This window comes from Xanthomonas prunicola, from assembly GCF_002846205.1.
In the GTDB taxonomy this organism is placed as follows: Bacteria; Pseudomonadota; Gammaproteobacteria; order Xanthomonadales; family Xanthomonadaceae; genus Xanthomonas; species Xanthomonas prunicola.
The window spans coordinates 85,587-110,639 of the sequence record NZ_PHKV01000007.1 but is presented as its reverse complement, the minus strand read 5'-3'; the positions used below and the strand labels follow the sequence as shown (position 1 = coordinate 110,639).

At 63.5% G+C, this 25,053-nt stretch carries 28 protein-coding genes and 1 tRNA gene; 21 read left to right on the top strand and 8 right to left on the bottom strand.

What is annotated here, in order from left to right:
• The first annotated feature begins 19 nt into the window (after positions 1 to 19).
• The 6 genes from XpruCFBP8353_RS24015 (at position 20) to XpruCFBP8353_RS18120 (ending at position 5,307) form a co-directional block, all read left to right on the top strand.
• Entirely contained in the window at positions 20 to 187 is a 168-nt protein-coding gene (locus XpruCFBP8353_RS24015; protein ID WP_023905561.1) for a hypothetical protein, read from the top strand.
• 20 nt (positions 188 to 207) lie between these two features.
• Complete coding sequence (locus XpruCFBP8353_RS18140; RefSeq protein ID WP_243391141.1) at positions 208 to 1,341, top strand: ATP-grasp domain-containing protein; 1,134 nt, start codon at positions 208 to 210, stop codon at positions 1,339 to 1,341.
• Complete coding sequence (locus tag XpruCFBP8353_RS18135; RefSeq protein ID WP_101364452.1) at positions 1,338 to 1,946, top strand: DUF6624 domain-containing protein; 609 nt, start codon at positions 1,338 to 1,340, stop codon at positions 1,944 to 1,946. Before XpruCFBP8353_RS18140 ends, XpruCFBP8353_RS18135 begins: the two co-directional genes overlap by 4 nt.
• A gap of 432 nt (positions 1,947 to 2,378) precedes the next feature.
• Complete coding sequence (gene katB, locus XpruCFBP8353_RS18130; protein ID WP_207759673.1) at positions 2,379 to 3,884, top strand: catalase; 1,506 nt, start codon at positions 2,379 to 2,381, stop codon at positions 3,882 to 3,884.
• A gap of 57 nt (positions 3,885 to 3,941) precedes the next feature.
• The gene (locus XpruCFBP8353_RS18125; protein ID WP_101364450.1) at positions 3,942 to 4,517 is read left to right on the top strand and encodes an ankyrin repeat domain-containing protein; all 576 of its coding nucleotides are present in this window, start codon (positions 3,942 to 3,944) and stop codon (positions 4,515 to 4,517) included.
• Between the two features lie 565 nt (positions 4,518 to 5,082).
• The gene (locus tag XpruCFBP8353_RS18120) at positions 5,083 to 5,307 is read left to right on the top strand and encodes a hypothetical protein (protein WP_010374918.1); all 225 of its coding nucleotides are present in this window, start codon (positions 5,083 to 5,085) and stop codon (positions 5,305 to 5,307) included.
• A gap of 347 nt (positions 5,308 to 5,654) precedes the next feature.
• Here the strand turns inward: XpruCFBP8353_RS18120 and XpruCFBP8353_RS18110 are convergent, their stop codons facing one another.
• Positions 5,655 to 6,011, bottom strand: coding sequence for a hypothetical protein (locus tag XpruCFBP8353_RS18110; RefSeq protein ID WP_101364449.1), 357 nt, complete (start codon positions 6,009 to 6,011; stop codon positions 5,655 to 5,657).
• Positions 6,012 to 6,185: 174 nt separating this feature from the next.
• Here XpruCFBP8353_RS18110 and dusA point away from each other — a divergent pair, with 174 nt between their 5' ends.
• The 6 genes from dusA to XpruCFBP8353_RS18080 all read left to right on the top strand — a co-directional run bounded on the left by dusA (position 6,186) and on the right by XpruCFBP8353_RS18080 (position 13,059).
• Positions 6,186 to 7,190 (top strand): tRNA dihydrouridine(20/20a) synthase DusA, encoded by a 1,005-nt coding sequence (gene dusA / locus XpruCFBP8353_RS18105; RefSeq protein ID WP_101364448.1) that lies wholly within the window; start codon positions 6,186 to 6,188, stop codon positions 7,188 to 7,190.
• Positions 7,191 to 7,528: 338 nt separating this feature from the next.
• Positions 7,529 to 7,831, top strand: a complete 303-nt coding sequence (locus XpruCFBP8353_RS18100) for a hypothetical protein (protein ID WP_010379215.1) — start codon at positions 7,529 to 7,531, stop codon at positions 7,829 to 7,831.
• Between the two features lie 71 nt (positions 7,832 to 7,902).
• The gene (locus tag XpruCFBP8353_RS18095; RefSeq protein WP_002808458.1) at positions 7,903 to 8,586 is read left to right on the top strand and encodes a response regulator transcription factor; all 684 of its coding nucleotides are present in this window, start codon (positions 7,903 to 7,905) and stop codon (positions 8,584 to 8,586) included.
• 74 nt (positions 8,587 to 8,660) lie between these two features.
• On the top strand, positions 8,661 to 10,031 hold the full coding sequence (locus XpruCFBP8353_RS18090) for an ATP-binding protein (RefSeq protein ID WP_017115381.1): 1,371 nt from the start codon (positions 8,661 to 8,663) through the stop codon (positions 10,029 to 10,031).
• A gap of 120 nt (positions 10,032 to 10,151) precedes the next feature.
• The gene (locus XpruCFBP8353_RS18085; RefSeq protein WP_101364493.1) at positions 10,152 to 11,741 is read left to right on the top strand and encodes a DUF1800 domain-containing protein; all 1,590 of its coding nucleotides are present in this window, start codon (positions 10,152 to 10,154) and stop codon (positions 11,739 to 11,741) included.
• Between the two features lie 133 nt (positions 11,742 to 11,874).
• Positions 11,875 to 13,059, top strand: a complete 1,185-nt coding sequence (locus tag XpruCFBP8353_RS18080) for a DUF1501 domain-containing protein (protein WP_101364446.1) — start codon at positions 11,875 to 11,877, stop codon at positions 13,057 to 13,059.
• Between the two features lie 144 nt (positions 13,060 to 13,203).
• Here XpruCFBP8353_RS18080 and XpruCFBP8353_RS18075 read toward each other — a convergent pair whose 3' ends face one another.
• Both XpruCFBP8353_RS18075 and XpruCFBP8353_RS18070 read right to left on the bottom strand, forming a co-directional pair.
• Positions 13,204 to 13,959: a M90 family metallopeptidase gene (locus tag XpruCFBP8353_RS18075; protein ID WP_101364492.1), complete on the bottom strand. Its 756-nt coding sequence runs from the start codon at positions 13,957 to 13,959 to the stop codon at positions 13,204 to 13,206.
• A gap of 8 nt (positions 13,960 to 13,967) precedes the next feature.
• The gene (locus XpruCFBP8353_RS18070; protein ID WP_101364445.1) at positions 13,968 to 14,282 is read right to left on the bottom strand and encodes a hypothetical protein; all 315 of its coding nucleotides are present in this window, start codon (positions 14,280 to 14,282) and stop codon (positions 13,968 to 13,970) included.
• Positions 14,283 to 14,588: 306 nt separating this feature from the next.
• On the opposite strand from XpruCFBP8353_RS18070, the gene birA reads away from it, so the two are divergent.
• The 4 genes from birA (at position 14,589) to XpruCFBP8353_RS18045 (ending at position 17,362) form a co-directional block, all read left to right on the top strand.
• Positions 14,589 to 15,605, top strand: a complete 1,017-nt coding sequence (birA, locus tag XpruCFBP8353_RS18060; protein WP_207759671.1) for a bifunctional biotin--[acetyl-CoA-carboxylase] ligase/biotin operon repressor BirA — start codon at positions 14,589 to 14,591, stop codon at positions 15,603 to 15,605.
• Complete coding sequence (locus tag XpruCFBP8353_RS18055) at positions 15,602 to 16,330, top strand: type III pantothenate kinase (RefSeq protein ID WP_101364443.1); 729 nt, start codon at positions 15,602 to 15,604, stop codon at positions 16,328 to 16,330. Before birA ends, XpruCFBP8353_RS18055 begins: the two co-directional genes overlap by 4 nt.
• Before the next feature lie 9 nt (positions 16,331 to 16,339).
• Positions 16,340 to 17,254, top strand: coding sequence for an SPOR domain-containing protein (locus XpruCFBP8353_RS18050; protein WP_101364442.1), 915 nt, complete (start codon positions 16,340 to 16,342; stop codon positions 17,252 to 17,254).
• 32 nt (positions 17,255 to 17,286) lie between these two features.
• A tRNA-Thr gene (locus XpruCFBP8353_RS18045) sits at positions 17,287 to 17,362 on the top strand.
• A 395-nt stretch (positions 17,363 to 17,757) separates the two neighbouring features.
• Here XpruCFBP8353_RS18045 and tmk read toward each other — a convergent pair.
• The 5 genes from tmk to XpruCFBP8353_RS18015 form a co-directional block, all read right to left on the bottom strand.
• Complete coding sequence (gene tmk, locus XpruCFBP8353_RS18040; protein WP_101364441.1) at positions 17,758 to 18,441, bottom strand: dTMP kinase; 684 nt, start codon at positions 18,439 to 18,441, stop codon at positions 17,758 to 17,760.
• A 482-nt stretch (positions 18,442 to 18,923) separates the two neighbouring features.
• Positions 18,924 to 19,466 (bottom strand): GTP-binding protein, encoded by a 543-nt coding sequence (locus XpruCFBP8353_RS18030; RefSeq protein WP_101364440.1) that lies wholly within the window; start codon positions 19,464 to 19,466, stop codon positions 18,924 to 18,926.
• A complete protein-coding gene (locus tag XpruCFBP8353_RS18025) occupies positions 19,463 to 20,380 on the bottom strand; it encodes a hypothetical protein (RefSeq protein WP_101364439.1) in 918 nt (305 codons plus the stop codon). The genes XpruCFBP8353_RS18030 and XpruCFBP8353_RS18025 overlap by 4 nt, the downstream gene beginning before the upstream one ends.
• Before the next feature lie 97 nt (positions 20,381 to 20,477).
• Positions 20,478 to 20,837: a roadblock/LC7 domain-containing protein gene (locus tag XpruCFBP8353_RS18020; RefSeq protein ID WP_101364438.1), complete on the bottom strand. Its 360-nt coding sequence runs from the start codon at positions 20,835 to 20,837 to the stop codon at positions 20,478 to 20,480.
• A gap of 63 nt (positions 20,838 to 20,900) precedes the next feature.
• A complete protein-coding gene (locus XpruCFBP8353_RS18015) occupies positions 20,901 to 21,353 on the bottom strand; it encodes a roadblock/LC7 domain-containing protein (protein WP_101364437.1) in 453 nt (150 codons plus the stop codon).
• A gap of 322 nt (positions 21,354 to 21,675) precedes the next feature.
• On the opposite strand from XpruCFBP8353_RS18015, the gene rocF reads away from it, so the two are divergent.
• The 5 genes from rocF to XpruCFBP8353_RS17990 all read left to right on the top strand — a co-directional run bounded on the left by rocF (position 21,676) and on the right by XpruCFBP8353_RS17990 (position 24,973).
• Positions 21,676 to 22,599, top strand: a complete 924-nt coding sequence (gene rocF / locus XpruCFBP8353_RS18010; RefSeq protein ID WP_101364491.1) for an arginase — start codon at positions 21,676 to 21,678, stop codon at positions 22,597 to 22,599.
• Between the two features lie 107 nt (positions 22,600 to 22,706).
• The gene (locus XpruCFBP8353_RS18005; protein WP_010374875.1) at positions 22,707 to 22,859 is read left to right on the top strand and encodes an entericidin A/B family lipoprotein; all 153 of its coding nucleotides are present in this window, start codon (positions 22,707 to 22,709) and stop codon (positions 22,857 to 22,859) included.
• A gap of 74 nt (positions 22,860 to 22,933) precedes the next feature.
• Positions 22,934 to 23,068 carry an entericidin A/B family lipoprotein gene (locus XpruCFBP8353_RS18000; RefSeq protein WP_010374872.1) on the top strand — a complete coding sequence of 45 codons (135 nt, stop codon included), beginning with the start codon at positions 22,934 to 22,936 and terminating at the stop codon, positions 23,066 to 23,068.
• 239 nt (positions 23,069 to 23,307) lie between these two features.
• Positions 23,308 to 23,517, top strand: a complete 210-nt coding sequence (locus tag XpruCFBP8353_RS17995) for a CsbD family protein (protein WP_017117799.1) — start codon at positions 23,308 to 23,310, stop codon at positions 23,515 to 23,517.
• Positions 23,518 to 23,683: 166 nt separating this feature from the next.
• Positions 23,684 to 24,973 carry a tryptophan--tRNA ligase gene (locus tag XpruCFBP8353_RS17990; protein WP_101364436.1) on the top strand — a complete coding sequence of 430 codons (1,290 nt, stop codon included), beginning with the start codon at positions 23,684 to 23,686 and terminating at the stop codon, positions 24,971 to 24,973.
• Positions 24,974 to 25,053: the final 80 nt, after the last annotated feature.

The window sequence follows — 25,053 nt, the reverse complement described above, 5'->3', positions numbered from 1 at the left end:
AGCAGCCAAGGAGTAAGTAATGGAAAACTTTGAACTCATGGAAAACTCGCGTCCCGTCGCTCAGCGCTTCGCACGTGAGATGACTCAGGAAGAAGTCAGTGCTGTGTCCTGCGGTGGTGCTGGCGATACGTTAGTCATCATCATTGTCGAGGCCATCGACACCGAAACGATCATTATCGTCAGCTAAGCGTCCCCCGGCATGGCGACATGCAGATGTCGCCATGCTCCTGTCGTGCTTTGGAATGTGTCGCGTCTATGGACGAAAATACCAGGAATGTGTTGATCGTCGCGCCGCGCAGCGATACACACGCGTCCACGATTGCTGCGATGATCGCTGCGTCGGGACACGCCGTAAGCCTGTTGGACACCGGGCAATGGCCGTGTGGCCTTGACGGGTCTTTGCTGTATGGGCCGCAAGGCGTGAGTGTTGTTCGAGATGGCGTTCCGATTGTCTACGATGCGGCTTGGAGTCGCCGTTTGTTGTTCAGTAAATCCGCACCTGCGCATGTCCACGATCAGGACATGAAATTCATCAGGACAGAAGGATTGCTGTTCGATCTGGGGGCTGTAGCCTTGCTTGCAGCTGGGCATGGCGTAAAGCGCTGGGTCAATGCGCCGCTAGTCGCACTCGCCGCCGATCAGAAGCCGCTGCAGCTCGCAGCCGCAGTTGTCAGTGGTTTGTTGGTGCCTGAGACCTTGATCAGCCAGCGTCCAGACGATGTTCATGCATTTCGTCAGAAACATGCCGATGGTGTTGTCGTCAAGCCGTTCAATGTCGGGGCATGGGCGGATGGTGAAAACTACAGCGTCTCCTATGCGACACGCATTGCTTCGAAAGAGCAGCTGGCGGATGGGGATCTGCGCGCGTGTCCGACGACCTATCAGCAGGTTATTAGTCATCAAGCGGACCTGCGGGTGGTCTGCATGGGGGGGGAGTACTTCTGCATGCAGATGCGTCATTCCTTGTTGGGCGAGATCGACTATCGTGCCATCAGGCATAAGACGACCATGCACTACCAGTGGGTATCTTTGTATCCCGGCTTGCAGGCAAAGCTGGATGTGCTTCGATCAGCACTGGGGATCGACTTCTTCTGTGCAGATTTTGTCGTCCCCATCGCTGGGGGTGAGCCGGTATTCCTGGAGCTCAACCCGGGTGGACAATTCCTCTATCTGGATGACAAGTCGCCTGGGATGGACATCGCGGGCAAGTTTTGTTCGTTCCTGGTTTACGGGAAAACCAGTAGGTGCCAGGAATTTCCACGCTTGGAAGAAAAGCCCGTAGCTGTTCAGAGTGGGACGGGGGTCGAGAGTTTTCCAGAATCGGGAGTTGAGTGCTCATGAAAGTGGTGATGCTAGGAGTGTTGCTGTGGCAGCTGGCGACGATAGGGCATGCTGTTGCCGAAACAGGGCAGAATCTGCAGCCGGACCGCCACTCTATGAATGCTACCTACCGTGAACAGTTGCTGGCACTGGCCGATGCCGATCAGAAGATCCGTGAGCAGATTCGTGGTGCTTTCACGGCGCAACAGCTGCAGGCCAATCAAGGTGCAGCAAAAGAAATGGCCATGCGTCTGGTTGCGTCGCAACGGGAAAACCAGGCTGCGCTGTCTGCATTGATCGACAAATTCGGCTTCCCCGATGTCGCGTCGGTCGGCGAAGACGGGGCGCATGCCGGTTTCCTGGTCGCGCAGCACTCCACTGACCGCACGTTTCGCGATGGCTTCCTGAAGAACATCGAGATTGCGGCGGCGCGCGGGTCTTACAGCACCGCGGACATGGCATTGTTCGTGGATCGCAACCTGATCATGTCGGGCAAGCCGCAGCGCTATGGCACCCAGCGCAAGGCGGACGGCAGCCTGTTCGAGCTGGAGGATCCGGCGCGGCTGGCGCAGAGACGGGCAGATGTCGGTTTGCCTGACGAGCAGGGCGGTTCTGGCGGTCTTTGAATCTTGCGCAGATCGCCAAGTGCGATGCGATGGCTGCCAATCAACGCACGGGTCGCGCGTGCATGCGTGGATCACATGCGTTCTGGGATCTTGCTGTCCTGCTTGCACTGGGCGATGAATCCGGTCTCCTGTGCATGCTTCACTGCATGTCAATGCCGTCTGAAAGTTTGCCAATCGTGTGCACTGCAGTATGTTGCAGTCGTCAACGCAGAGAGTGCGCCGCTGTGAATCAGGCCTGGTCACCGCATGCGTGGCGCAAGCGACATGATCTTCAACGTGCTACCGCCTTGTAACGCGATGCATATCACGCTCTGGAGTCATCATCATGTTCGCCTATCGCAGTGATCGTAACTAACGACTTCTCACGCTTCGGCCTGCTGGCCATGATTCAGCCTCCTCAAACGAGCTGACGCCATGCGCCCTGGACACCTCATGGTGCTAGCCCTGCTAGCCCCCACGTTGATCGCCCCGCCGGCCTTCGCCCAATCCGTTCTGACCCGCGACAATGGCGCCAAGGTCGGTGACAACCAGAATTCGCAGACGGCCGGCGCCGCCGGCCCGACACTGCTGCAGGACGTGCAGCTGATCCAGAAGCTGCAGCGCTTCGATCGCGAGCGCATTCCCGAGCGCGTGGTGCATGCGCGCGGTACCGGCGTCAAAGGCGAATTCACCGCCACTGCCGATCTGTCCAGCCTGACCAAGGCCAAGGTGTTCAGCGCCGGCGAGAAGACTCCGGTGTTCGTGCGTTTCTCCTCGGTGGTGCATGGCAATCATTCGCCGGAAACGCTGCGCGACCCGCATGGTTTCGCTACCAAGTTCTACACCAGCGAAGGCAACTGGGATCTGGTCGGCAACAACTTCCCGACCTTCTTCATCCGCGATGCGATCAAGTTCCCCGACATGGTCCACGCCTTCAAGCCGGACCCGCGCACCAACCTGGACGACGATTCGCGTCGCTTCGATTTCTTCTCGCATGTGCCTGAAGCCACCCGTACGTTGACGTTGCTGTATTCCAACGAAGGCACGCCCGCCGGCTATCGCTTCATGGATGGCAACGGCGTGCACGCCTACAAGCTGGTCAATGCCCAGGGTGAAGTGCACTACGTCAAGTTCCATTGGAAGACGCTGCAGGGCACCAAGAATCTCGATCCCAAGCAGGTTGCCGCGGTCCAGTCCAAGGACTACAGCCACCTGACCAACGATCTGGTCGGTGCGATCAAGAAGGGCGATTTCCCGAAGTGGGACCTGTACGTGCAGGTGCTCAAGCCCGAAGACCTGGCCAAGTTCGATTTCGATCCGCTCGATGCCACCAAGATCTGGCCCGACGTGCCGGAGCAGAAGGTCGGCCAGATGGTGTTGAACAAGAACGTCGACAACTTCTTCCAGGAAACCGAACAGGTGGCGATGGCGCCGGCCAACCTGGTGCCGGGTATCGAACCGTCTGAAGACCGTCTGTTGCAGGGCCGTATCTTCTCCTATGCCGACACCCAGCTGTATCGCATCGGTGCCAACGGGCTGAGCCTGCCGGTCAACCGCCCGCGCGTGGCCGTCAATAACGGCAACCAGGATGGCGAAGGCAATAACGGCCACACCACCAGCGGCGTGAACTACGAGCCGAGCCGGCTGGAGCCGCGGCCGCAGGACACCGCTGCGCGTTACAGCGCGTTGCCGCTGTCGGGCACCACCCAGCAGGCCAAGATCACCCGCGAGCAGAACTTCAAGCAGGCCGGTGAGTTGTACCGCTCCTACAGCAAGAAGGATCGTGCCGATCTGGTGCAGAGTTTTGGCGAGTCGCTGGCCACCACCGACACCGAAAGCAAGCACCTGATGCTGTCGTTCCTGTACAAGGCCGACCCCGAGTACGGCACTGGCGTGACCCGCGTGGCAAAGGGTGACCTGGCGCGCGTCAAGCAGCTGGCCTCCAGCCTGCAGGAGTGATCCATCCGACGGCATCGCGGCCATGCCGCGGTGCCGTCCCCGTCTTGGGAGAGCGATATGCGCACCCTGCTGTTGGTCATGCTGAGCGCCCTGTGCGCGCCAGCCATCGCTGCCTCGCCGTCTGCCGCGCCCGCAGCGCCCACTTCATCCACGGCAACCCCAGAGCAGATCAAGCTGCAGCTACGTGAGTACTTCTTCGATGCCGCACGCGAAGGTCGCCAGGACATGCTGGCCGAGTTCATTCGCTCGCATTACGACCTCAATACCCGCGACGAGAAGGGCTATACCGCGTTGATCCTTGCCGCGTACCACGGCCAGCGCCCGGCAGTGGAGCAATTACTCAGCGCCGGTGCCGACCCCTGTGCGCAGGACAAGCGTGGCAACACCGCGCTGATGGGCGCCATCTTCAAGGGCGAGCTGGGCATCGCCAAGCGCCTCATGCAGGCCGACTGCGCGCCGGACCAGCGCAACAACGCCGGCCAGACCGCTGCGATGTATGCGGCGCTGTTCCAGCGCACCGATGTGCTCAAGGACCTCGCCGCCAAGGGCGCTGACCTCAGCCTCAAGGACGGGCAGGGCAACGACGTGACCAAACTGCAACGCGGCGAATTCGCCACCTACCCGGCGCGCTGAGCGTGCCGGGTAGGTTTGCGCGTTTCCAGCGCGCAGCATTGGCCGTAATTGCAATGCACGTTGTTCCGCTCGTATCCGATTGGAGTGAGCGGAACACCCGTGCGTAGCCAATGCCTGCTGTGCGACAGGGAGGCAGTCCCTCAGATGTTCTTGTCGCGACCCGCGCCGGTGCTGGGCGAAGACGCCGCACCTGGCGTTGCACGCCTGCTCTACGCTCTGGCTCACCTCGGTCTGGCCCATCTGCCACTCCGGCGGTATCGGTCGGGATGGCCGCATCCATCGCAGCATGTCGGAGCCGCGCTTTGGCAGCGCCAAACCGCCCTGCGCAGTTCTGTCGGTTTTCCGCCGCGACCGCGTTGGAACTCTGGCGCAGGTGGTGATTTTTCCGCCAGCGCGTCAGGAGTTTTCCGACACGCAAATCCTTGCGCGCCAAGGCGTTGACAGAAAGCTGAGCATTTGCTGACTTGCTCAAGATTGCCTGAAGAAAAGCGCAGAAAACAGTTCAAGAAAGCGACGGGAACGCCGATGCTGCAGCTATCGCATCGCACCTTGGAACCCCCGGACCATGAAGCTCGATCCTTCCATCCCTTTCCTGATGTCTCTGCTGGCCATGGTGCTGTGCACCGCCACTGCCGTCGTCGCACTGGTGTTCGGCCAGGTGCACGTGCTGGCCAAGTCGTGGAGCTTCTACACGGTCATGGGCACCGCCCTGATCACGCTGGTCGCTTCGTACCACGCCCTCGGCAAGCCGCTGAGCGCCGAAGAGCGCGTTGGTGTCCGTAACCCGTAAGTGACGGGGTCGTCCAGGCGCAGCGGTTACTGCAGTCCTGGGCGTGGAAAGCTCCACTCGTCACTGACGATGCAAGGCGTTCGCCGCAGAGGCGAACGCAGACAGGCAACGCGCATCAGCGATGCCTCCCGTTACCGCTCGCACGTGGCGAGCGATGGAAACGAAAACAGCGTCAACGCGATGTTGTTCGCCCCTCCCGACAATGGAACGCAGCCGCAATGCTGGCCGCTGAAGCGCGTCATCAGCGCCATCGACAATCGCGCGTCATGCTCGAAGTTGACCAGCTGATGCAGGTGGATGGCGTGAATTAAGCCGCGTCTTGAAGCAGCGTTGGCTTGAACGAAGTGCTAGCCGTTTCCATCGTAGCGAGTCTCCACTTGGGGGTCGTAAAGAGGGCAACCGAACTCTTTCCCTAGGTCAATAAAACGATTCATGTCTTCACCACTCATTCCATAGCAGTCAACCCGGAAGAACTGCGCCGTAGTGAAGATCTGGAAGACACCGCGATCATCGCTCTCGTAATGCAGTACATCTGACTGGGCCCAGCCATCTGAGAACAGTTCTTCGAGACGGGACAGCATCATTTCTATTGGGAGTTCTTCAAGCCCTTCCACATGCTCGCCTTCAGTCAATCTTTCATAGACGAACGGATGGTCGAGCGAAATCCCCGGTTTGTATTTCCAGAAGTCCAAGTCGTAGCTCATCTTCCCTCCTGAATGACTGGCACCTCGCGTAGCCACCAGACGATCCCGCAGCCAGCTCCGAAAGGCACCGGCCCCAGCCTGCCATGCCGCACCGCCGTAGATTCATCGGCGCCCGTGTAAGCTATTGATCCTGCTTCGCATTCTAATGGCTGCTCATTGCGGCCGCTTTAGTCGATGACCGCTTCCGCCGATCGCTACGCCGCCTCCTTGCGCCTGTCCGTCGCCCCGATGATGGACTGGACCGACCGCCATTGCCGGGTCTTCCATCGCCTGTTGGCCCCGTCTGCACGCCTCTATACCGAAATGGTGCACGCCAATGCGGTGATCCACGGCGATCGCGCGCGCTTGATTGGCTTCGATGCCGTCGAACATCCGCTGGCGCTGCAGCTGGGCGGCAGTGATCCGGCCTTACTCGCGCAGGCGGCGGCAATCGCGCAGGAGTGGGGCTTTGATGAGATCAATCTCAATTGCGGGTGCCCGTCAGACCGCGTGCAGGCCGGCCGGTTCGGCGCCTGCTTGATGCGCGAGCCCGCACTGGTGGCCGAATGCGTCGCGGCCATGTGCGCGGCCACCCATTTGCCGATCACGGTCAAATGCCGCCTCGGCGTGGACGACGATGACGATTACGCAGTGTTCGCCCGCTTTGTCGACCATGTGGTCGCGGCCGGCGCAGCGATGGTGGTGGTGCATGCCCGCAATGCCTGGCTCAAGGGCCTGTCGCCGAAGGAAAACCGCGAAGTGCCGCCGCTGCGTTACGACTGGGCCTACCGGCTCAAGCAGGAGCGGCCCGGCCTGCCAGTGGTGCTCAACGGTGGCATTACGGCCGTGGACCCCGCAGTGGCGCATCTGCAGCACGCTGACGGCGTCATGCTTGGCCGTGCTGCCTACCATGACCCGTACGTCCTGCATTGTCTGAATGCCGCCTTGAACCAGCAGCCCGAGCAACCGCGCGAGTCCTTGCTGCGCGCGTTTCGGCCATATGTGGAATCGCAGCTGGCGCAAGGTCTGGCCCTGAAGCACATGACGCGGCACGTGCTGGGCCTGTTCCATGGGCAGCCCGGCGGGCGCGCATTCCGGCAGGTGTTGAGCGAAGGCGCACACCGTCCAGGCGCTGGTTGGGAGTTGGTCGAGCAGGCTCTGCAGCGGACCGATACGCGGTCCTGGCGGGTGGTCGCCTAGTTTTGGCCCACCGCTTGCATTCCTGAACGGGCTGCTGGGATATCGCCGGTTTTAATGGGTTCTTCGCAGGGGGCGCGTCCGTCACAACCCGGGCCCATCGTCGCTCTGAGCATCAACAATATTCATTTCACTGAACGTCGTTAACTCGAAGCTAAAAAGTTCAGATCGGATTCACCCCGAAAAATCAAGAATTTGGCTCGATTCCGACGCTCGACCATTAGCAACGCGTGGTCGATTTCACGAATTTTGAATGTTCCTGAACAACCCGCTAGGATTCGTTTGTGACCCGATTGCTCTGCCGCGCTCGCCAAATCGCTCTGGTTGCCCTTTGGGTTGCCATGGCCGCGCCGTCGGCCTGGGGCCAGGGCTACCCGATGGTGCAGAGCGGGCGCGAGGCGTTGCCGCCCTCGGCACGTGGCAATAGCCGCACGCTGTCGGACACCATCCGACACGTACAACGGTCCACCGGTGGACAGATCCTCGGTGCCGAGCGCGTGCCGTTCGATGGCGGAAATCTCAACCGGGTCAAGTACATGAAAGACGGGCGCGTACACACCGTGTATGAGCCTGAGCAGACGCAGGCCGCGCCGCCGCGTAACTTGCCGCCGCCGGACGCGCCACCACGCGACGATAACCACTGAACGTAGATAGTCCTACGTTCAGTCTTATAAATTCCCCGGCCATTGGCCGACAACGTAACTAGGGAGAGTGCATGCGTATCCTTTTGGTCGAAGACGAAGCTCCGCTGCGCGAAACCCTTGCGGCGCGTCTGAAGCGCGAAGGTTTTGCGGTTGACGCTGCACAGGACGGTGAAGAAGGCCTCTACATGGGCCGTGAAGTTCCGTTCGATGTCGGCATCATTGATCTTGGCTTGCCCAAAATGTCGGGCATGGAGCTGATCAAGGCCCTGCGCGATGAAGGCAAAAAATTCCCGGTGCTGATCCTGACCGCGCGTTCGAGCTGGCAGGACAAGGTGGAAGGCCTCAAGCAGGGTGCCGACGACTATCTGGTCAAGCCGTTCCACGTCGAAGAGTTGCTGGCGCGCGTCAACGCACTGCTGCGCCGTGCGGCTGGCTGGAGCAAGCCCACGCTGGAATGCGGTCCGGTCGCCCTGGACCTGGCAGCACAGACGGTGAGCGTCAATGGCGCCAACGTCGACCTGACCAGCTATGAGTACAAGGTGCTTGAGTACCTGATGATGCATGCCGGTGAATTGGTCTCCAAGGCCGACCTCACCGAGCACATCTATCAGCAGGATTTCGACCGCGATTCGAATGTCCTGGAAGTGTTCATCGGTCGCCTGCGCAAGAAGCTCGATCCGGATGGTGAGCTCAAGCCGATCGAAACCGTTCGTGGCCGCGGTTACCGGTTCGCCATTCCGCGTACCGAAGGCTGAGTCCGCGCGTCAGCGAGCAGGAAGACCAAGTGCAGGGCCGCTCCAAGTGGTATAGACGCTGGCGGCCGCGCTCATTGCAGGCCCGCCAGCTGCTGGCCGCCAGCCTCAGTCTGGTGGCCTTCCTGGCGCTGGCCGGTTACGCACTGGATGTGGCGTTTGCCGACACCGCCGAAAAGAATCTGCGCGAGCGGCTGAAGAACTATGCCTCGGCGTACGCGGCCAATATCGATTTCGTGCGCGATGGGTCGCTGTACATCGGCGGGCAACCGCCCGACCCTCGCTTCGATGTGCCTGGCGGCGGGCTCTATGTCGAAGTCGTGCGTCCGGACGAAAGCTGGACCTCGATGTCTGCCGAAGGCCCGAATATTCCGCACGGCCGCATGCTGGAGCCGCGCCAGGAAGAGTTCATCGGCCCGCTGGAAATGACCCAGATCGATGGCAGCCTTGGGCAGCTGTATCGCTACGGCCTGGGCGTGAGTTATGTCGAACGCGAACACGGCGGCGAGATTCCGTACACCATCTATGTGATGGAAGACGCGCGCTCGATGGGCGCGCAGCTGCGCGTGTTCCGTGGTGCGGTGTGGTTCTACCTCGGTAGCGCCGGTGTGGTGTTGCTGGTGTTGCAGGCCTTTATTCTGCAATGGAGCCTGCGTCCGCTGCGGCGGGTCATCAACGAGTTGACCAAGGTGCAGCGCGGCGAGATCCAGCGCATGAGCGAGCAGCATCCGCGCGAGCTGGAGCCGCTGACCGACAGCATCAATGCCTTCATCGAGAGCGAGCGCGATAACCTGGAGCGCCAGCGCAACACGCTGGCCGATCTGGCGCATAGCCTCAAGACACCCATCGCCGTATTGCGCACCCAATTGGATAGCGGCGCATCCGAGCGCGACCTGCACGAAGAAATGGATGTGCAACTGCGCCGTATGAACGATCTGGTGTCTTACCAGCTGGCCCGCGCGGCTTCCAGCGGACACAAGTTATTCGCCGCGCCTTTGCCGATCGAGCCGACCGCCGAAGAAATTGTGCGTGGTCTGGAGAAGGTGTATTCGGTCAAGGGCGTGTTGTGCGAATTCGATATTTCGCCCGAAGCGCGCTTTCACGGCGAGCCGGGCGATTTGCAGGAACTGCTCGGCAATCTGCTGGAAAACGGCTTCAAGTGGGCGCGCAGCCGGGTGCTGCTGACCGCACAACCAGGCCCCACGACCGGTAGCCGTCGCGCCGGACTGATCCTGTCGGTGGAAGACGATGGTCCCGGCATCGCGCCGGAAGACGTGGCCAAGATCCTGCAACGCGGTGTACGTGGGGATGAGCGCGTGCAAGGGCACGGCATCGGCATGTCGATCGTGCAGGATCTGATCAAGGCCTACCGCGGCGAGCTGCAGGTGGTGCGCTCGCAGGAACTGGGCGGCGCCCGCTTCGATGTGACCCTGCCGCCGGGCTTGTGACCGTCGCAAATGGCCCGATGAACACGTGGTCAATGCCGGCAGACCTTCCGACAACCGTTTAACCCCTCATGCGTTGGCGTACCCATACTGAGCCGGTAAGCCGTTGCGATGGAGGGCCGCATGTTCGAGCAAGTTAGCCAGGCAGGGCGCATGGAAACGCGTGTGGCACGCGCGCGGCAATGGCGTGGATGGCGCGCGCTGTCGCTGTTGATCGGTAGCGTGTGCGCGCTTAACTGCACGGCTGCCGACGCTCCTCTCACACCATCGCAGACGCGTTGGCTGCAACGCGCCACTTACGGCGTGGATGCCAACAGCGCCACGCAACTGACACGGCTAGGCCCCAAGCGTTTCGGTGCCCTGCTATTGCAGCCCAGCGATGACGCGGCGTTGCCCGCGCCGGTGCGCGCGCAGCTGCAGCGCTTCGATGGGCTGCATACCCCGCTGGTGGATTTGCTAACCCAATACGAGGCCGACAAGGTCCGCTTGCAGGCCATGCCCGATGGCGATGAGAAGGTTGCCTTAAAGAAGGACTGGCAGGCGCGCGGCGGGCAGATGTTGGTGCAGGCGCGCCAGGCGCAATTGCTGCGCGCGGTGTACGCGCCGGATCAGCTGCGCGAGCAACTGGTGTGGTTCTGGCTCAATCATTTCAGCGTGTATGCCGACAAGGCGCGGGTGAAGTGGATGGCCGCCGACTACATGGAAAATGCGATTCGCCCGAATGCCACCGGCAAATTTGCCGATTTGGTGATGGCCACGCTGCAAAGCCCGGCGATGCTGGAATACCTGGACAACGCCAAGAACGCCAAGGGCAAGGTCAACGAGAACTACGCACGCGAGTTGATGGAACTGCACACGCTGGGTGTGCATGGCGGCTACAGCCAGCAGGATGTGCAGCAGCTGGCGCTGATCCTCACCGGCGCAGGCCTGGTGCCGATCAAGGCCAACGGCGCACCGCCGTTGCCGACCGCAGCACCAGGACAGGCGCAGGTCGTGCGCAACGGCTTGTTCGAATTCAATCCAGCGCGACATCAACCCGGCGACAAAATGCTGCTTGGCCAGCGCATCGCCGGAGGTGGTCTGGATGAGATCGAGCGCGCCGTGCAGCTGTTGGTGCGGCAGCCGGCCTGCGCGCATTTCATTTCGCAACGCCTGGCGGAGTATTTCGTCAGCGACACGCCCCCCGCTGCGTTGGTGACGCGCATGGCCAACACCTTCCAGCGCAGCGATGGCGATATCGCCAAGGTGATGCAGGCCATGCTCGCGTCGCCGGAGTTTGCGCAGGCGCAACCGCGCAAGTTCAAGGACCCGAACCGGTTCGTGGTGTCGGCGATGCGGGTGGCATATGAGGATCAACCGGTGATCAATGCCGCGCCGATGGCCAGTTGGGTGCAGCAACTGGGTGAACCGTTGTTTGGACGCATCACCCCCGATGGCTGGTCGCTGCAGTCGCAGGCCTGGACCAGTTCCGGACAATTGGCGCGGCGCTTTGAAGTCGCGCGTTCGATCGGTGGCGGACCCAAGCAACTGTTTCGTCTGGATGGTGATAACGACACGCCGATTCCGGCAGTGACGCAAATCGATACGCGCCCCTCGTACCGCTGGCTGGTGCCCTCGCTGTCCGGCACCACGCAGCAGGCGCTCGACCAGGCGCGCTCGCCTGCCGAATGGAACGGATTTTTGCTGTCGTCGCCTGATTTCAACTATCGCTGACGCGATGGCACCGATTCAGATCTGCCGATGCAACGCCAATGATTCAACGCCAGCGATTCAACGCTCGTAGAGTCAAAACACCCGATACAACGATCTAACGAATACCAAGCGGTCATCGCCGCGGGAGTACACCATGCAACGACGTCAATTTCTGCTTGCCTCTGCAGCCGCTGCAAGCATGCCGTGGGCCGGTCGTCTGTTCGCTGCGCCACGCGATAGCGCGCGCATGCTGGTGGTGTTTCTGCGTGGCGGCTACGACAGCAATAATCTGCTGGTGCCGTACGGCAGCGATTTTTACTACCAGTCGCGGCCGAGCCTGGCGATTGCGCGGCCGGATCCGGCCAATCCAAACAGTGCTGTAGCGCTGAATGCGCAGTGGGGCCTCAACCCGGTGATGCGCGATGCGCTGCTGCCACTGTGGGAACGCCAGCAGGTGGCCTTCGTGCCGTTCGCCGGCACCGACGATCTGTCGCGTAGTCATTTCGAAACCCAGGACGATATCGAATCCGGCCAAGCCGGCAAGCACCGCGATTATCGCTCCGGGTTCATGGCGCGCCTGTCGGGCGTGCTCAGTGGGGTGCCAGCGATCGCGTTCACCGATTCGTTGCCGCTGACGTTTCAAGGTGGCGGCGATTTACCCAATGTGTCGTTGCGGGGCATCGGCAAGGGTGGGCTGGATGCGCGGCAGGCGCAGATCCTGTCGCAGATGTACGACAGCACGCCGCTGGCCGCCGCTGCGCGCGACGGCTTGGCGCTGCGCCAGCAGGTCACCGCGCAGCTGCGCGAAGAGATGGAGCAGGCCGGCCGTGGCGCCGCCAGTGCGCGCACCTTTGCCGATGAAACCCGGCGCATGGCAACCTTGATGCGGGAGCGCTATCGCCTGGGATTTGTCGATGTCGGTGGCTGGGACACGCATGCCAATCAGGGCAGTGTGGAAGGTGGCCTGGCCAACAACCTGCGCAATCTCGGTCAAGGGCTGGCCGCATATGCCGATGCGCTGGGGCCGGCGTGGAACGACACCGTGGTGGTGGTGATCTCCGAATTCGGCCGCACCTTCCGCGAGAACGGCAGCAAGGGCACCGATCACGGCCACGGCACCACGTACTGGGTGCTGGGCGGAGGCGTGCACGGCGGCCGTATCGCTGGCGAACAAGTAGCGGTCGAACAGACGCAGCTGCTGCAGAACCGCGATTACCCCGTGCTCAACAATTACCGCAGCCTGTTCGGCGGGCTGCTGAGTCGCATGTGGGGCCTGTCGCCAGCGCAACTGGAGCGGGTTTTTCCCGGCGGCAAACCACGCGATCTTGGATTGGTCTGAGGTTGGAGAGCTGCCAGGCGCACGCAAGAACATGTGCAGGATATGACGGCGGGTTTGCTTCAATGCCTGTGCGGTTGTTCAAGTGACGGCTGCGGGTGATGTTTGCGAACGGCGACAACGACGCTGTCTGGTGACGCAGCACCCTCAACGCTGCACTGAAGCGGTAAACGGCGAGGGCCCGTAAAAGCGTTCCAAGTGCGCAGCGACCTGCGGCATCACTCGCGCAAGCACCTGCGGTGCGCAGACGTGATATTCGCTGACCACAGCGAAGAATTCTTCGGGTGCTTCGGCGGCATATGGGTCGATCTCGGTGTCTTCGCCGGCATCGACGCGTTGGCAAAAAAGTTCGTAGGCGCACTGGAAATCCCGTGCCCAGGTGCGCTGCGCATCGCGTGGTAACGGCGGTGTGCCGTCGAGCGCGCCATCCAGGGCATCGAGCTTGTGCGCCATCTCGTGCACGATCACGTTGAAGCCCGCCCGCGGGTCGTCCAGATCGGCTTGCACATCAGCCCAACTGATGATCAGCGGACCTTGCTCCCAGGCTTCGCCGATCAGGGTGTCGTCCCATGCGTGCATCACTCCGGCCGCATCCATGTGCGTGTGCTGCACGCGAAACGCATCCGGATACACGATCAATTGCGACCAGCCGCGCCAACCGGCGGCGCCGATTTCCAGCAGAGGTAGGCAGCAGGTCGCGGCCAGCACGAGCCGATCGTGCGCTTGCAGCTGCAGCCCATCGACAGGCGAAATCGTTTTTTGATGCAGGAATTGCGCGGTCAATGCGCGCAGACGTTGCTGTCGGGGCGGATCGAGCGCTGCGACCCACGTGCACCTGCTGCACAGCGGCTGCCACAGCGCATCAGCTAGTTCGCGAGGCGGCCGGCGCAGCCAGCGCGTCAACCATTTGATCAGCGGAACATGCCCGGCAGGAAACTGTGCCAACGCGGCATGGTGCGCATGCGCGGGAATAATGAATCCCCATCGCTGCCACCGCCGCCGCCGGTGGACGGCGTGGCTTTGTGCGGGCTGGTGCGTGCCGGTGCTGCCTCGGGAGCCGGCGTTCTGCCGCGGGCGGCCGAGTTGGTGCTGACGCAGCTGTCATGATCGCCGTCGACCAGCTGGTCCGATGCCAGGGCGGCAAGCGGAGCCAACAGCATGAACAGGCAAACCGTGATTCGGCGCATCGTCCACATCCAGGGCAAGCGGCGTGAGTCGCCGATCATAACGCGCTTTTCACTCCCTCACGCAAGCCGCGCTGGGCGCCCGGGAGGGCTTGGCGCATACTTTGGCCGATGGATTCGGGGACTTCGGGCGCGTGATGCACTTTGAGATGAGAGGCGCCGGCGGCCAGCGTTGCGGCGCGGGCGCCGCGAGGCATTGCTCCGACGCGCGTGATGGCCAGCCACCGCATGCCCCCTGTGTGCCGCCGGCCACCGACCCAGCGGCATGCCTCCTGTGGCAAGCCGCTACTGCGGCACGCGCGTTGCCCTGGCGAACCGCTGGGTGCGCAACGCAGGCCTTCTCTCGCTATGCCGCAGCCCGCGCCGTCGTCCGCTCACGTCTTATGGTGCGCCGCAGCCGTGGATGATCGTGCGTTGCTGGCCAAACTCGCCGGTGGCCGGCTGTCCGGCGATGCGCTGGCACGCGATGCCGGCTTGACCCGTGCGGCGGTGTGGAAGCGCATCCAGAATCTGCGCGCGGCCGGTGTCGACATCGAAGGACGGGCCGGCGACGGTTATCGTCTGGCCACGCCATTGGATCTGCTGGACGCGGCGCGCATTCGCGCCGGCATGGCACCCGATGCAGCGGCCGGCCTGGCGGCGCTGGATGTGGCCTGGACGCTGGAATCCACAAACACCACCTTGCTGTCGCAGCCGGCGCCCGCACACGGCGTGGCAGTGCTGCTGGCCGAGCGCCAGACCGGCGGCCGCGGCCGGCGCGGACGCCAGTGGACCTCGCCGCTGGGCGCGCACATTTATTTGTCGGCGTCGCGCCGTTTCAGTGGCGGGCTGGGCCAGTTGGCCGGCCTTAGCCTGGCTGTTGGGGTGGCAGTGGCCGAAGCCTTGCGTGGTTGCGGGTTCGCCGATGTCGGTCTGAAATGGCCGAACGATCTGCTGGCACGCGAGCGCAAGCTGGGCGGCCTGTTGATCGAAGGTGGCGGCGAGATGGCCGGCAACGCGCGTGCGGTGATCGGGCTGGGCTTGAACGTGCACATGCCGGCGGCAGCAGCGGCCAGCATCGAGCAGCCGTGGATCGACCTGGATACCCTGGCTGGCAGCCCGGTGTCGCGCGACCGCGTCACCGCGGCGGTGCTGTCCGCTTTGCTGCCGGCACTGGACCTGTTCGAGGCGCAGGGGCTGGCGCCGTTCCTGGGGCGCTATGCAGACCTGGATGTCTTGAGCGGGCGTGCGGTGCAGGTCGAAGAGGCCGGCACCGGCCATCGTGGCGTCGCGCTCGGCCTGGCGGCCGACGGCGCGCTGCGGGTGCAACTGGGCGACACGGTGCGCCTGTTCCACTCCGGAGAAGTGAGCGTGAGACCTGCATGAGCGAGTGGTTGTTCGACCTGGGAAATTCGCGGTTCAAGTACGCGCCGTTGCACGGCAACCGTGCCGGCGAGGTGCAGGCATGGGCGCACGGCGCCGAAGCCATGGATGCGGCCGCAGTAGCGGCGCTGCCGTCCGGGCGTATCGCGCACGTCGCCAGCGTGGCCGCACCGGCACTGACCCAGCGCATGATCGCTTGCCTGCAGGAGCGCTTTGCGCAGGTGCGCATCGCGCGGACCGCCGCCGAATGCGCCGGCATCCGTATTGCTTATGCCGACCCCAGCCGTTTCGGTGTGGACCGTTTTCTGGCGTTGCTGGGTGCGCGGGGCGACGCGCCGGTGCTGGTGGCCGGCGTGGGCACCGCATTGACGATCGACGTGCTCGGCGCCGATGGCCTGCATCACGGCGGCCGCATCGCCGCCTCGCCGACCACCATGCGCGAAGCGCTGCATGCGCGCGCTGTGCAACTGCCGGCCAGCGGCGGTGACTATGTCGAGCTGGCCATCGACACCGACGATGCGCTGACCTCCGGCTGCGATGGCGCGGCGGTGGCGCTGATTGAGCGCAGCTTGCAGCACGCGCAACGCAACCTGGGCGTGCCGGTGCGGCTGTTGGTGCATGGCGGCGGCGCGCCGCCGCTGCTACCGCTGTTGCCCGGCGCCACGTTCCGCGCCGCCTTGGTGCTGGACGGCCTGGCGACGTGGGCGACCGCGGCGGCGTCCCCGTAGAATCGGCGCATGTATGTCCGCGCCCTCATCGTCGTTTTGATCGTCCTCAATGCCGGGGTGGCATTGTGGTGGGCCGTGCAGCCGCCGCCGGCACCACCGCCGGCGCCGGCGCAACCGACGGGTGTCGCGCGGCTGGAGTTGCTGCCAACCCCGACGGCTGTTGGCGGGGCTGCGCTGCCGGGTGCAGCGGCGACTACGGGATCGGCGTCGGCAGCGGAGAGTGAGTCGACCGCATCGGCCACACCAGCATCGACACCTGTCTCCGCATCGGTACCCACGCCCACCCCGGCGGCAGTTGCCAGTACAGCGGCGTCCACGCCTGCATCGACGACATCGGCCACCGCGGCCGTAGCGGAAACGCCGCGTGCCGCAGCCGAGACGGCGGCGACCACAAAAACTGCTGCAACGCCGGCCGACCGCGTCGCCGCTGCAAAACCATCGCCGACCGCGTCGCCACCGCCTGTGCCTGCAGCGGAGCGTTGCGCCAGCCTGGGGCCATTCGCGGCACGCGCCGATGCCGATGCGGCGCTGGCGCGCGTGCGTGGGCAGGCCAGTCGCGCCACTCTGCGCGAGGACAAGGACGCTGGCGTCAGCACGTTTCGGGTGATGTTGCCCAACGTGGGCGATCGCGCAGCCGCGCAGGCCCTGGTCAAGCGCATTGCCGCGGCTGGTATGGGCGACTACTACGTGATCGCACAGGGCGAGGACAACACCGTGGCGCTAGGCCAGTACCAGAGCCGCGAGCGCGCTGAGCGGCGCCAGGCCAGCCTGGTCGGCGCAGGGTTCCCGGCGCAGTTGGTGCCCAGCGGCAGCGGTCAATCGCGCTGGTGGATCGATCTGCGCAGCAGCGCGGCCACCAGCGTGTTGCAACGTGCTGCCGGTGCCGCGCGCGAGCGTTCGCTAGATTGCGCCGCGCTGCGCTAGAATGCGCACCGGCGCGCGATGCGCCTGGCTTCGCCGGCATAGCTCAGTTGGTAGAGCAACCGCCTTGTAAGCGGTAGGTCCCCAGTTCGAATCCGGGTGCCGGCACCATCTTCGATCCACGCGTCCGCGGCAATCGTGATTGGCTGTGCTGTTGCTCGAAAGCACGCTGTGCTGCGTGTGGAGTTCTCGTTCGACCGGTCGCCACCCACGGTGGCCTGTGGCGAGCGCCATCGCTTCCAACTGACGTTCGTGCGCGCAGCGTCCGGTGAAGAAGCACGACCGTCGAGCATGGTGGCTTGCCTTACCCGCGCCCTAATCTCGGATGCCATTCGCGTTTGCGACGCCGGCACCCCAATGCATGCGCACCTGTGGCGTGCCAGCGTTGCCTTCCTTGCCCGGAAGGTGAGGGTCTTGGACTGCGCGCGGTGAACGCTTGCGGCCAAGTTGCCTGCAGGCGCCGCACCCATGGCGCGACGTCCTGTCGCGCGACAGACGTGCAGCAATCAGGCAGGGCGGCCGGCCGATAGCAGTTCCAGCGCGGCCTTGCCGTTATCTGCCTGCGCTGCATTGCCGCTCAGTCGGTCGGCTAGTGCGGCCACGATGATGGCGTGGGCTTGGCGCAACACGCTGTCGGCGTCGGCGCTGGCATCCACCACATGTTTGCCTGGCAATTCCAACCCGGCAAAAATCGTGCGGCAGCGTTCCAGGTTGTCCTGGGTTTCGAAGTGGTTGGGCGCATCGCCGCGGGCACGAATGCGGGCCAGGCCGGTGGGCGGGGGCAGGTCGAGCAGCAGCAGCACGTCCGGGCGCGGCGCGAAGGCGTTGCGCTCCAACAGATCGTCCAGCGGCAGGCCTGCGGCACCCTGGTAGGCGACCATCGAGGGGAAGTAGCGGTCCAGGATCACGATGTCGCCGCGTCCCAGCGCGGGCGCGATCAGGGTGTCCACGTGTTCGTGGCGGTCGCGGATCAGCAGCTCGGCTTCTTCGTCCGCACTCAGGCGGCCGGTGGCGGCGGACTGGCGCAGTTTGGTGCCCCAGGGGCCGTTGGTCGGCTCCTTGCTCAGCACGACGCGTGCACCAGCGGCTTCCAGCGTGGTGGCCAGGCGGCGCGCGAGGGTGGTCTTGCCGGCGCCGTCGATGCCTTCGATGGCGATCAGCAAGCCGCCGGGGTTCAGTTCAATTGTCATCGCGCTACTTTATCTGATCGTGGCGATGGACCCCTAGCCGGCAGCGGCGCGATGGTGAGCATGCGGCTGCGGCGGACCCGCGCGATGGCGAAGACGCAGCGACCGAGCCAGCTGCAGACGCAGGCACACACCGCGAACGCTGTCGCAACGTGATGGGCCAGCATGCAGCGAACACAGCTACGCAAGGTCTGGCAGGTGACGCGGCATATGCCGATGACTTATCGCCGGTATGTCCTGCGCGATGTCGGGAACGTCCCGATGTCCTGGTTTCTGACCGCGCTCCATACTGAATAAGTCAGACACACGGCACATTCGTATTACGACTGAGTCGTGTTTCTGGCTTCAAGGAAGACGGACGCGTCGCCGCCACCCTAGAGGCGGCATCCCCCGCGTGACGCCCTCTCAGGCACGTCGTGACCGGATTCCTTGTCTTCCTCACCATCTCTCTCTGCCGCACATGCACGCGCCAGGCGCGCTGATGATCAGCTGGTCGCCGAGGTGTAGCGATAGGACAGCAGCGACTTCACCAGGAAGGTGATCTGGGTGGCCGAGCGCGCATCCACCCGCATGACCGGGATGCGGAAGCCTTCGGCCACCAAGGCATCGCGAAATGGCGGCATCAGGAAATCTTCGACTTCATCGGTCATGGTGATGCCCACCGCCAGGCTGGCTTGGGGTGCGATCTGCGTAAACTCACGCAATAACGCCAGCGTGGCACTGAGCATCTGCGGGTCGCGCGCGTTGGTCAGCACGATGACGCCCAAGGCGCCGTCGCACACCAGCGGCCACATGAAATCCAGGTATTTCTGACCGGGCACGCCGTACACGTGCAGCAGCTCACCGTCCTCCAGCTCGATCGAGCTGTAGTCCAGCGCGACGGTGGTGTAGGTCTTGTCGCCGTACGCATCCTGGCTCAGTGGCATTTCGGTGCTGACCGGCTCCACATCGGAGATGGCGCGCACTGCGGTGGTCTTGCCGGCGCCCATACCGCCGACGAACACCAGCTTGTTGGCTGGAAGACTCATGACTGCGTCTGGAAGAGGGAAAGGCCGAACCGACGCGCGACCCAGGAAAAGAACCGCGTGTTGCCGCTGTCCGGACGACGCTGCGTTGCAGGCACGGGAATCTCCGCAGTCTGGGCAAGGCCGCTGGCGAGTGCAGCGGCGAACAGGCATTCCACCGTTTGCAGCGGCAGCTTGCAAGCGCTGGCCAACGCCTGCGGGCGCCACGGGCGCGCATGCAGGTGGGCGATGGCGAGCAATTGGGCTGGCGAACTGGTCTCTGCGCTCAACTCCGGCCACTGGCGCAGTTGCAGCGCATGGCTGGGTTCCACGGCCGGCAGTGCCGGGCGCAGATGCCCGGGCAGGGCAAAGAACAGCGCTTCGAATGAAAGGCGTTGCGGTAACGCAGTGGCAGCAAGGTCCGGCACGGCGTGCCAGCCCGAACGGTCGAGCGCGGCGATCACCTCGCCAAGCGCCACGCCAGCCGGCAAGTGCACGCAGCCATTGCGCGGGTCCACACGGATCTGCAACTGCGCATGCTGCAGGGTCACCACGCCGGTGCCGAATTCGCCGCGGCAATGCCGCAGCAAAAGCGCTGGTTCCGCTACCGGGGTGGCGTGTGGCGAGGACAACAGCATGCGCACCTGTTCGTTGAGCTCGCGTACGGTGGCGCCGTGCTTGATCCATGCGCCTGCAACCGGCGTGCGCGACACCACCAGCATACGCACCGGTTGCCCCTGCAGCGCCTGCCAGGCGGCCAGGCCATCGGCGCTGTCCAGGCTCAGCACCACGACATCGGCGACATGCTGCGGCCATTCGCCCAACTGCACGTCGATGCGTTCGACAAGCAGCAGCGAGCACGCCAGTTTCAGGCGTGTGGTGTGCAGCAGGTCCAGGCCGGCCGTAGCGACCCGCATGGCGTTGATGGGTGTAGTCATGAGCCGGCGCCGTGGTGGCGCATTGGAAGAGCGAGATGCCTACCGGTACGCACCGGCAGGCTGGAGCAGGCAACGCGCTTGCGCCGCATGGTTGGCATCAACCGAAATCGAGGGTCTTCTCGAACGCCTTGAGCTCATGACGGGCCATGGCCAGATTGGCCTTTGTGCGGTCCAGCACCACATACAGGAATAGCGCGCCGTTGCTTTCGAGCGGGCGCAGCAGGTGGTACTGGCGCGCCAGCGTGATCAGGATGTCTTCGATGGTGTCGTTCAAACCGAGCTGTTCGGCGATGCGGCGCTTCGCACGCAGCACGTCGGTATTGCCGGCCGCTGCAAGTTCCAGGTTGAGCTCGGCACCGCCGGTCATGCCCAGTGCCATGCCGCTGTCGCTATCGACCAGCGCCGCACCGACGAAGCCGGCCAGCGAATGCAGGTGTTCCAGATTGAGTTTTGACATGGTTCGTCCTTACAAGCGGTGAGTAATGAGTGTCTTGCGGCATGCACAAACGGTACCAAGCGCTCAGCCTTGCGGCGGCGTCAACACGGTGGCGAGGCGGCCGGCGCAATCGCGCGCATTGAACAGCAACGCAGCAGCATTGATGTCGCTACCGCCCACGGCAGTGAGGGTCAGCGGTTTGTCGGCGCGGATGCGGATCAACACCAGCTGCCCGGCACGCGTGCTGATGGTGGCGTAATCTGCCTCTTTCAGGCTGGATTCGCGCGCCAGGGTCTCGCCCAGGGTCAGGAACGAATTGGCCATTGCGGCAAGCCGGCGCCCGTCCACATCCAGGCTGGATTGCTCGGTAATGGCGCGCCCATCGGCGGTGGAAAGCATCAACAGACGGATGCCCGGCTCACGCTCGATGGTCTGCGCGAACTCGTGCCCGATACGCTGCAGATCGTAGAAATGCGACGCCCGCGGGACGTCGCCCACGGCAGCCTTGACGACCTGGTTGACGGCGTTATTCGGCATGAAATCCCCCTGTTGCTTGATGGCTTGAGCGCGTGCATGCGTGGCGTGCTGCGCTGGCCGGCGCGCACCACACCACCCGGATCCGAGCAGGCTGTCACTCCGGCCCGTGTTGCTTCACTGGGCGGTCAGACAGGCAGGATCGGCAACGTCCGGCGCGCCACAAAGTGGCATGGCACGTCACGGTAGCGGCCCGAAGAGGCAGATCTAAACCTCGCGCTTCGTCGCACTGTTCATGGCATGGCAGATGCCGTGCTGCGCTGCCGCGCGTCACCGTGCGGGCGGGCCACTAGACTGCTTGGCTTTATCGATGCTGGAGCAATGCATGGCAACGCAGTACGTGCCGGTTTCCTTGATTGGCGTTCCCACCGACATCGGCGCCGGCCACCGTGGCGCGCGCATGGGACCGGAGGCGCTACGCATCGCCGGCCTGCACGAGGCGCTGGTCGGCCGCGGCGTGGAGGTACGCGACCTGGGCAATTTGGATGGCCCGCGCAATCCCTGGCAGGCACCGCAAGCCGGCTACCGGCATCTGGACGAAGTGGTGGCCTGGAACCAGGCGCTGATGGATGCCAGCTACGCCGAACTGCGTGCCGGACGCATGCCGATCATGCTCGGTGGCGATCATTGCCTAGGCATCGGCTCGATCACTGCGGTTGCCAAGTACTGCCGCGAGCAGGGCCGGCCGTTGCGGGTGTTGTGGCTGGATGCGCATTCGGACTTCAACACCAGCGAGGTGACGCCGTCTGGCAATGTGCACGGCATGCCCGTTGCCTGCTTGTGCGGGCTGGGCCCGCAGGCGCTGACCCATCTCGGTGGCAGTGCGCCGGCGTTGTTTCCCGAGCAGGTGCGGCAAATCGGTATCCGCTCGGTGGACCCGGAGGAGAAGCGGCTGATCAAGCAGCACCGCATCGATGTGTACGACATGCGCTACATCGACGAAGCCGGCATGAAGCGCACCATGGAAGCCGCGCTGCAGGACATGACTGCCGACACGCACCTGCACGTGAGCTTCGATGTGGATTTCCTCGACCCCAGCATCGCACCGGGCGTGGGCACCACTGTGCCCGGCGGCCCCAACTACCGCGAGGCGCAGCTGGTGATGGAGATGATCGCCGACACCGGGCGCATGGGGTCGTTGGATATCGTCGAGCTCAACCCGGTGCTGGACAACCGCAACGCGACCGCTGAACTGGCGGTGGATCTGGTCGAAAGCCTGTTTGGCAAGTCGACGCTGATGCGGGATTGATCCAGCGCTGAACGCGGCGCACCGCGTTCACATCAAATCCACGGCCGCGCAGTCAGATTTGGCGCCAAGCGAGGTGCGCTGGCACCGTTACACAACGAGGACGAGCGATGAAGCGACTGCTGACACTGATGGTATTGGGCCTGTTTTCGGCCGGCGTGATGACGGGCTGCAACACCGTGGCTGGCGCTGGCAAGGACATGCAGGGCGCAGGTGGGAAGGTCGAGAAAACGGCCGAAAAATGCAGCGACGGTAAGTGCTGATCCGTCACCACTGCGTGGCTTGTTGAATCGTTCGATCTGCGGCAACGCGCCGCTTTATCCATGAGGAGTGTGTTATGAAGCGTGCAATTGTGCTGCTGGTGCTGTCGATGTTGTCGGTCGGTATGCTGTCGGGCTGCAACACCGTCGCAGGTGCTGGCAAGGACGTGAAGGGTGCTGGCGAGAAGGTGGAAGACGCAGCGCGTAAGTAATCTGCCGCCGCATGCAAACAAAAAACGGGCCGCAAGGTCCGTTTTTTTGTGCGCTATTGCACCGTAAAAGTGGCGTCAGCATCCTTTGCTTGACACGGTCCACGCGTTGCATCCTGGTTGCGAGTCGGCAACCGTTCAGTGCCGTGATCGATCGTTTGACACCTGTTGATCCATCGCAAACATCGCCATTGGCAATCTGGCGCCACGGTCAATTAAGGCCGCATCAGCGGAGTCATCGCATGAACACTGACATCATTTCCGGCAAGTGGACCCAGTTGAAGGGCAAGGCCCAGGCGAAGTGGGGCGACCTCACCGACGACGATTTCAAGGTTGCCGAAGGCAATGCGGAATATCTGCAAGGCAAGCTGCAGGAACGTTATGGCTGGGATCGCGACCGCGCCCAGACCGAAGTACGCGCGTTCGAAAAATCGTTGCGCGACGAGACCTGATAGTGCGCCACCCTGCTGCCCGATGCGGCGCAGGTTACAGACGACGGGCCGCCGAGTGCGGCCCGTTCTGCGTTTGTGCGTCGAAAGCCTGCCTTCGATCAGGCGGCAGCGATGGCAGGGGTGCGGAACCGCTAAACTTGGGGGCTGATTCCCTGGCATTACGCAGATGACCACTCGTGTCCTTACCGGCATCACCACTTCCGGCACCCCGCATCTGGGCAATTACGTCGGTGCGATCCGCCCCGCCATCCAGGCCAGCGCGGGCGCCGATACCGAGAGCTTCTATTTCCTGGCTGACTTGCACAGTCTGATCAAAGCGCAGGATCCGGCACGCACGCAGCGTTCGACGCTGGAAATTGCCGCCACCTGGCTGGCCTGCGGGCTGGATCCGGAGAAGGTGTGGTTCTATCGGCAGTCCGACGTGCCCGAGACCACCGAGCTGATGTGGCTGCTGACCTGCGTGGCCGGCAAGGGCATCCTCAATCGCGCGCATGCCTACAAGGCCGCGGTGGACAAGAACCGCGCCGACGGTGAGGACGAAGATGCCGGGGTCACCGCAGGCTTGTTCATGTACCCGGTGCTGATGGCCGCCGACATCTTGATCTTCAACGCGCACAAGGTGCCGGTGGGGCGTGATCAGATTCAGCACATCGAAATGGCGCGCGATTTTGCCCAGCGCTTCAATCATGTGTATGGGCGCGAGTTTTTTACCTTGCCCGAGGTCGTCATCGATGAGCAGGTCTCTACCTTGCCGGGCCTGGACGGCCGCAAGATGAGCAAGAGCTACAGCAATACGATTGCGCTGTTTGCACCACGCGAGGAGTTGCGCAAACTAGTGTTTTCCATCCTCACCGATTCGCGTGCGCCGGGCGAGGCGAAGGACACGCAGGGATCGGCGTTGTTTCAGCTGTATCAGGCATTCGCCACGCCGCAGGAGTCTGCGGCATTTGCGCAGGCATTTGCCGACGGCATTAGCTGGGGCGATGCCAAGCAGCAGTTGTTCGAACGGATCGATCAGGACATCGCGCCGCTGCGCACGCGCTACGAAGCGCTGATGGCAGAGCCGGCCAAGATCGAAGCGATTCTGCGCGCCGGCGGCACACGTTTGCGCGCGCGCTATGCCACCCCGCTGCTGGCCGAGCTGCGCGATGCGGTCGGCCTGCGCGATCTGTCCAGTCAGGCCGGCGCAGCGGTAAGCGAGGTTGGCGAAAAGATCGCGCTGCCGGTGTTCAAGCAATATCGTGAAAGCGATGGCCAGTTCTATTTCAAGTTGAATGACGGTGCGGGGACGTTGTTGTTGCAGAGCGATGGCTTCGCCTCGCCACGCGATGCCGGGCAATTGATCGCACGGTTGAAGCAGGCTGCGCAGGCGAGTGATTTGCAACTGCCGGGCGTGCATGCGCAAGTGGATGCGGACGTGATTCTTGCCGCGATGCACGCGTTGCGCGACGCATGATCGACGCGACGCTGCGGGCGTAGCTGTTCGCCATGGATCGCTGCGTTGTGGCGTGCCTGTGGCGACATGCATGACAGCGA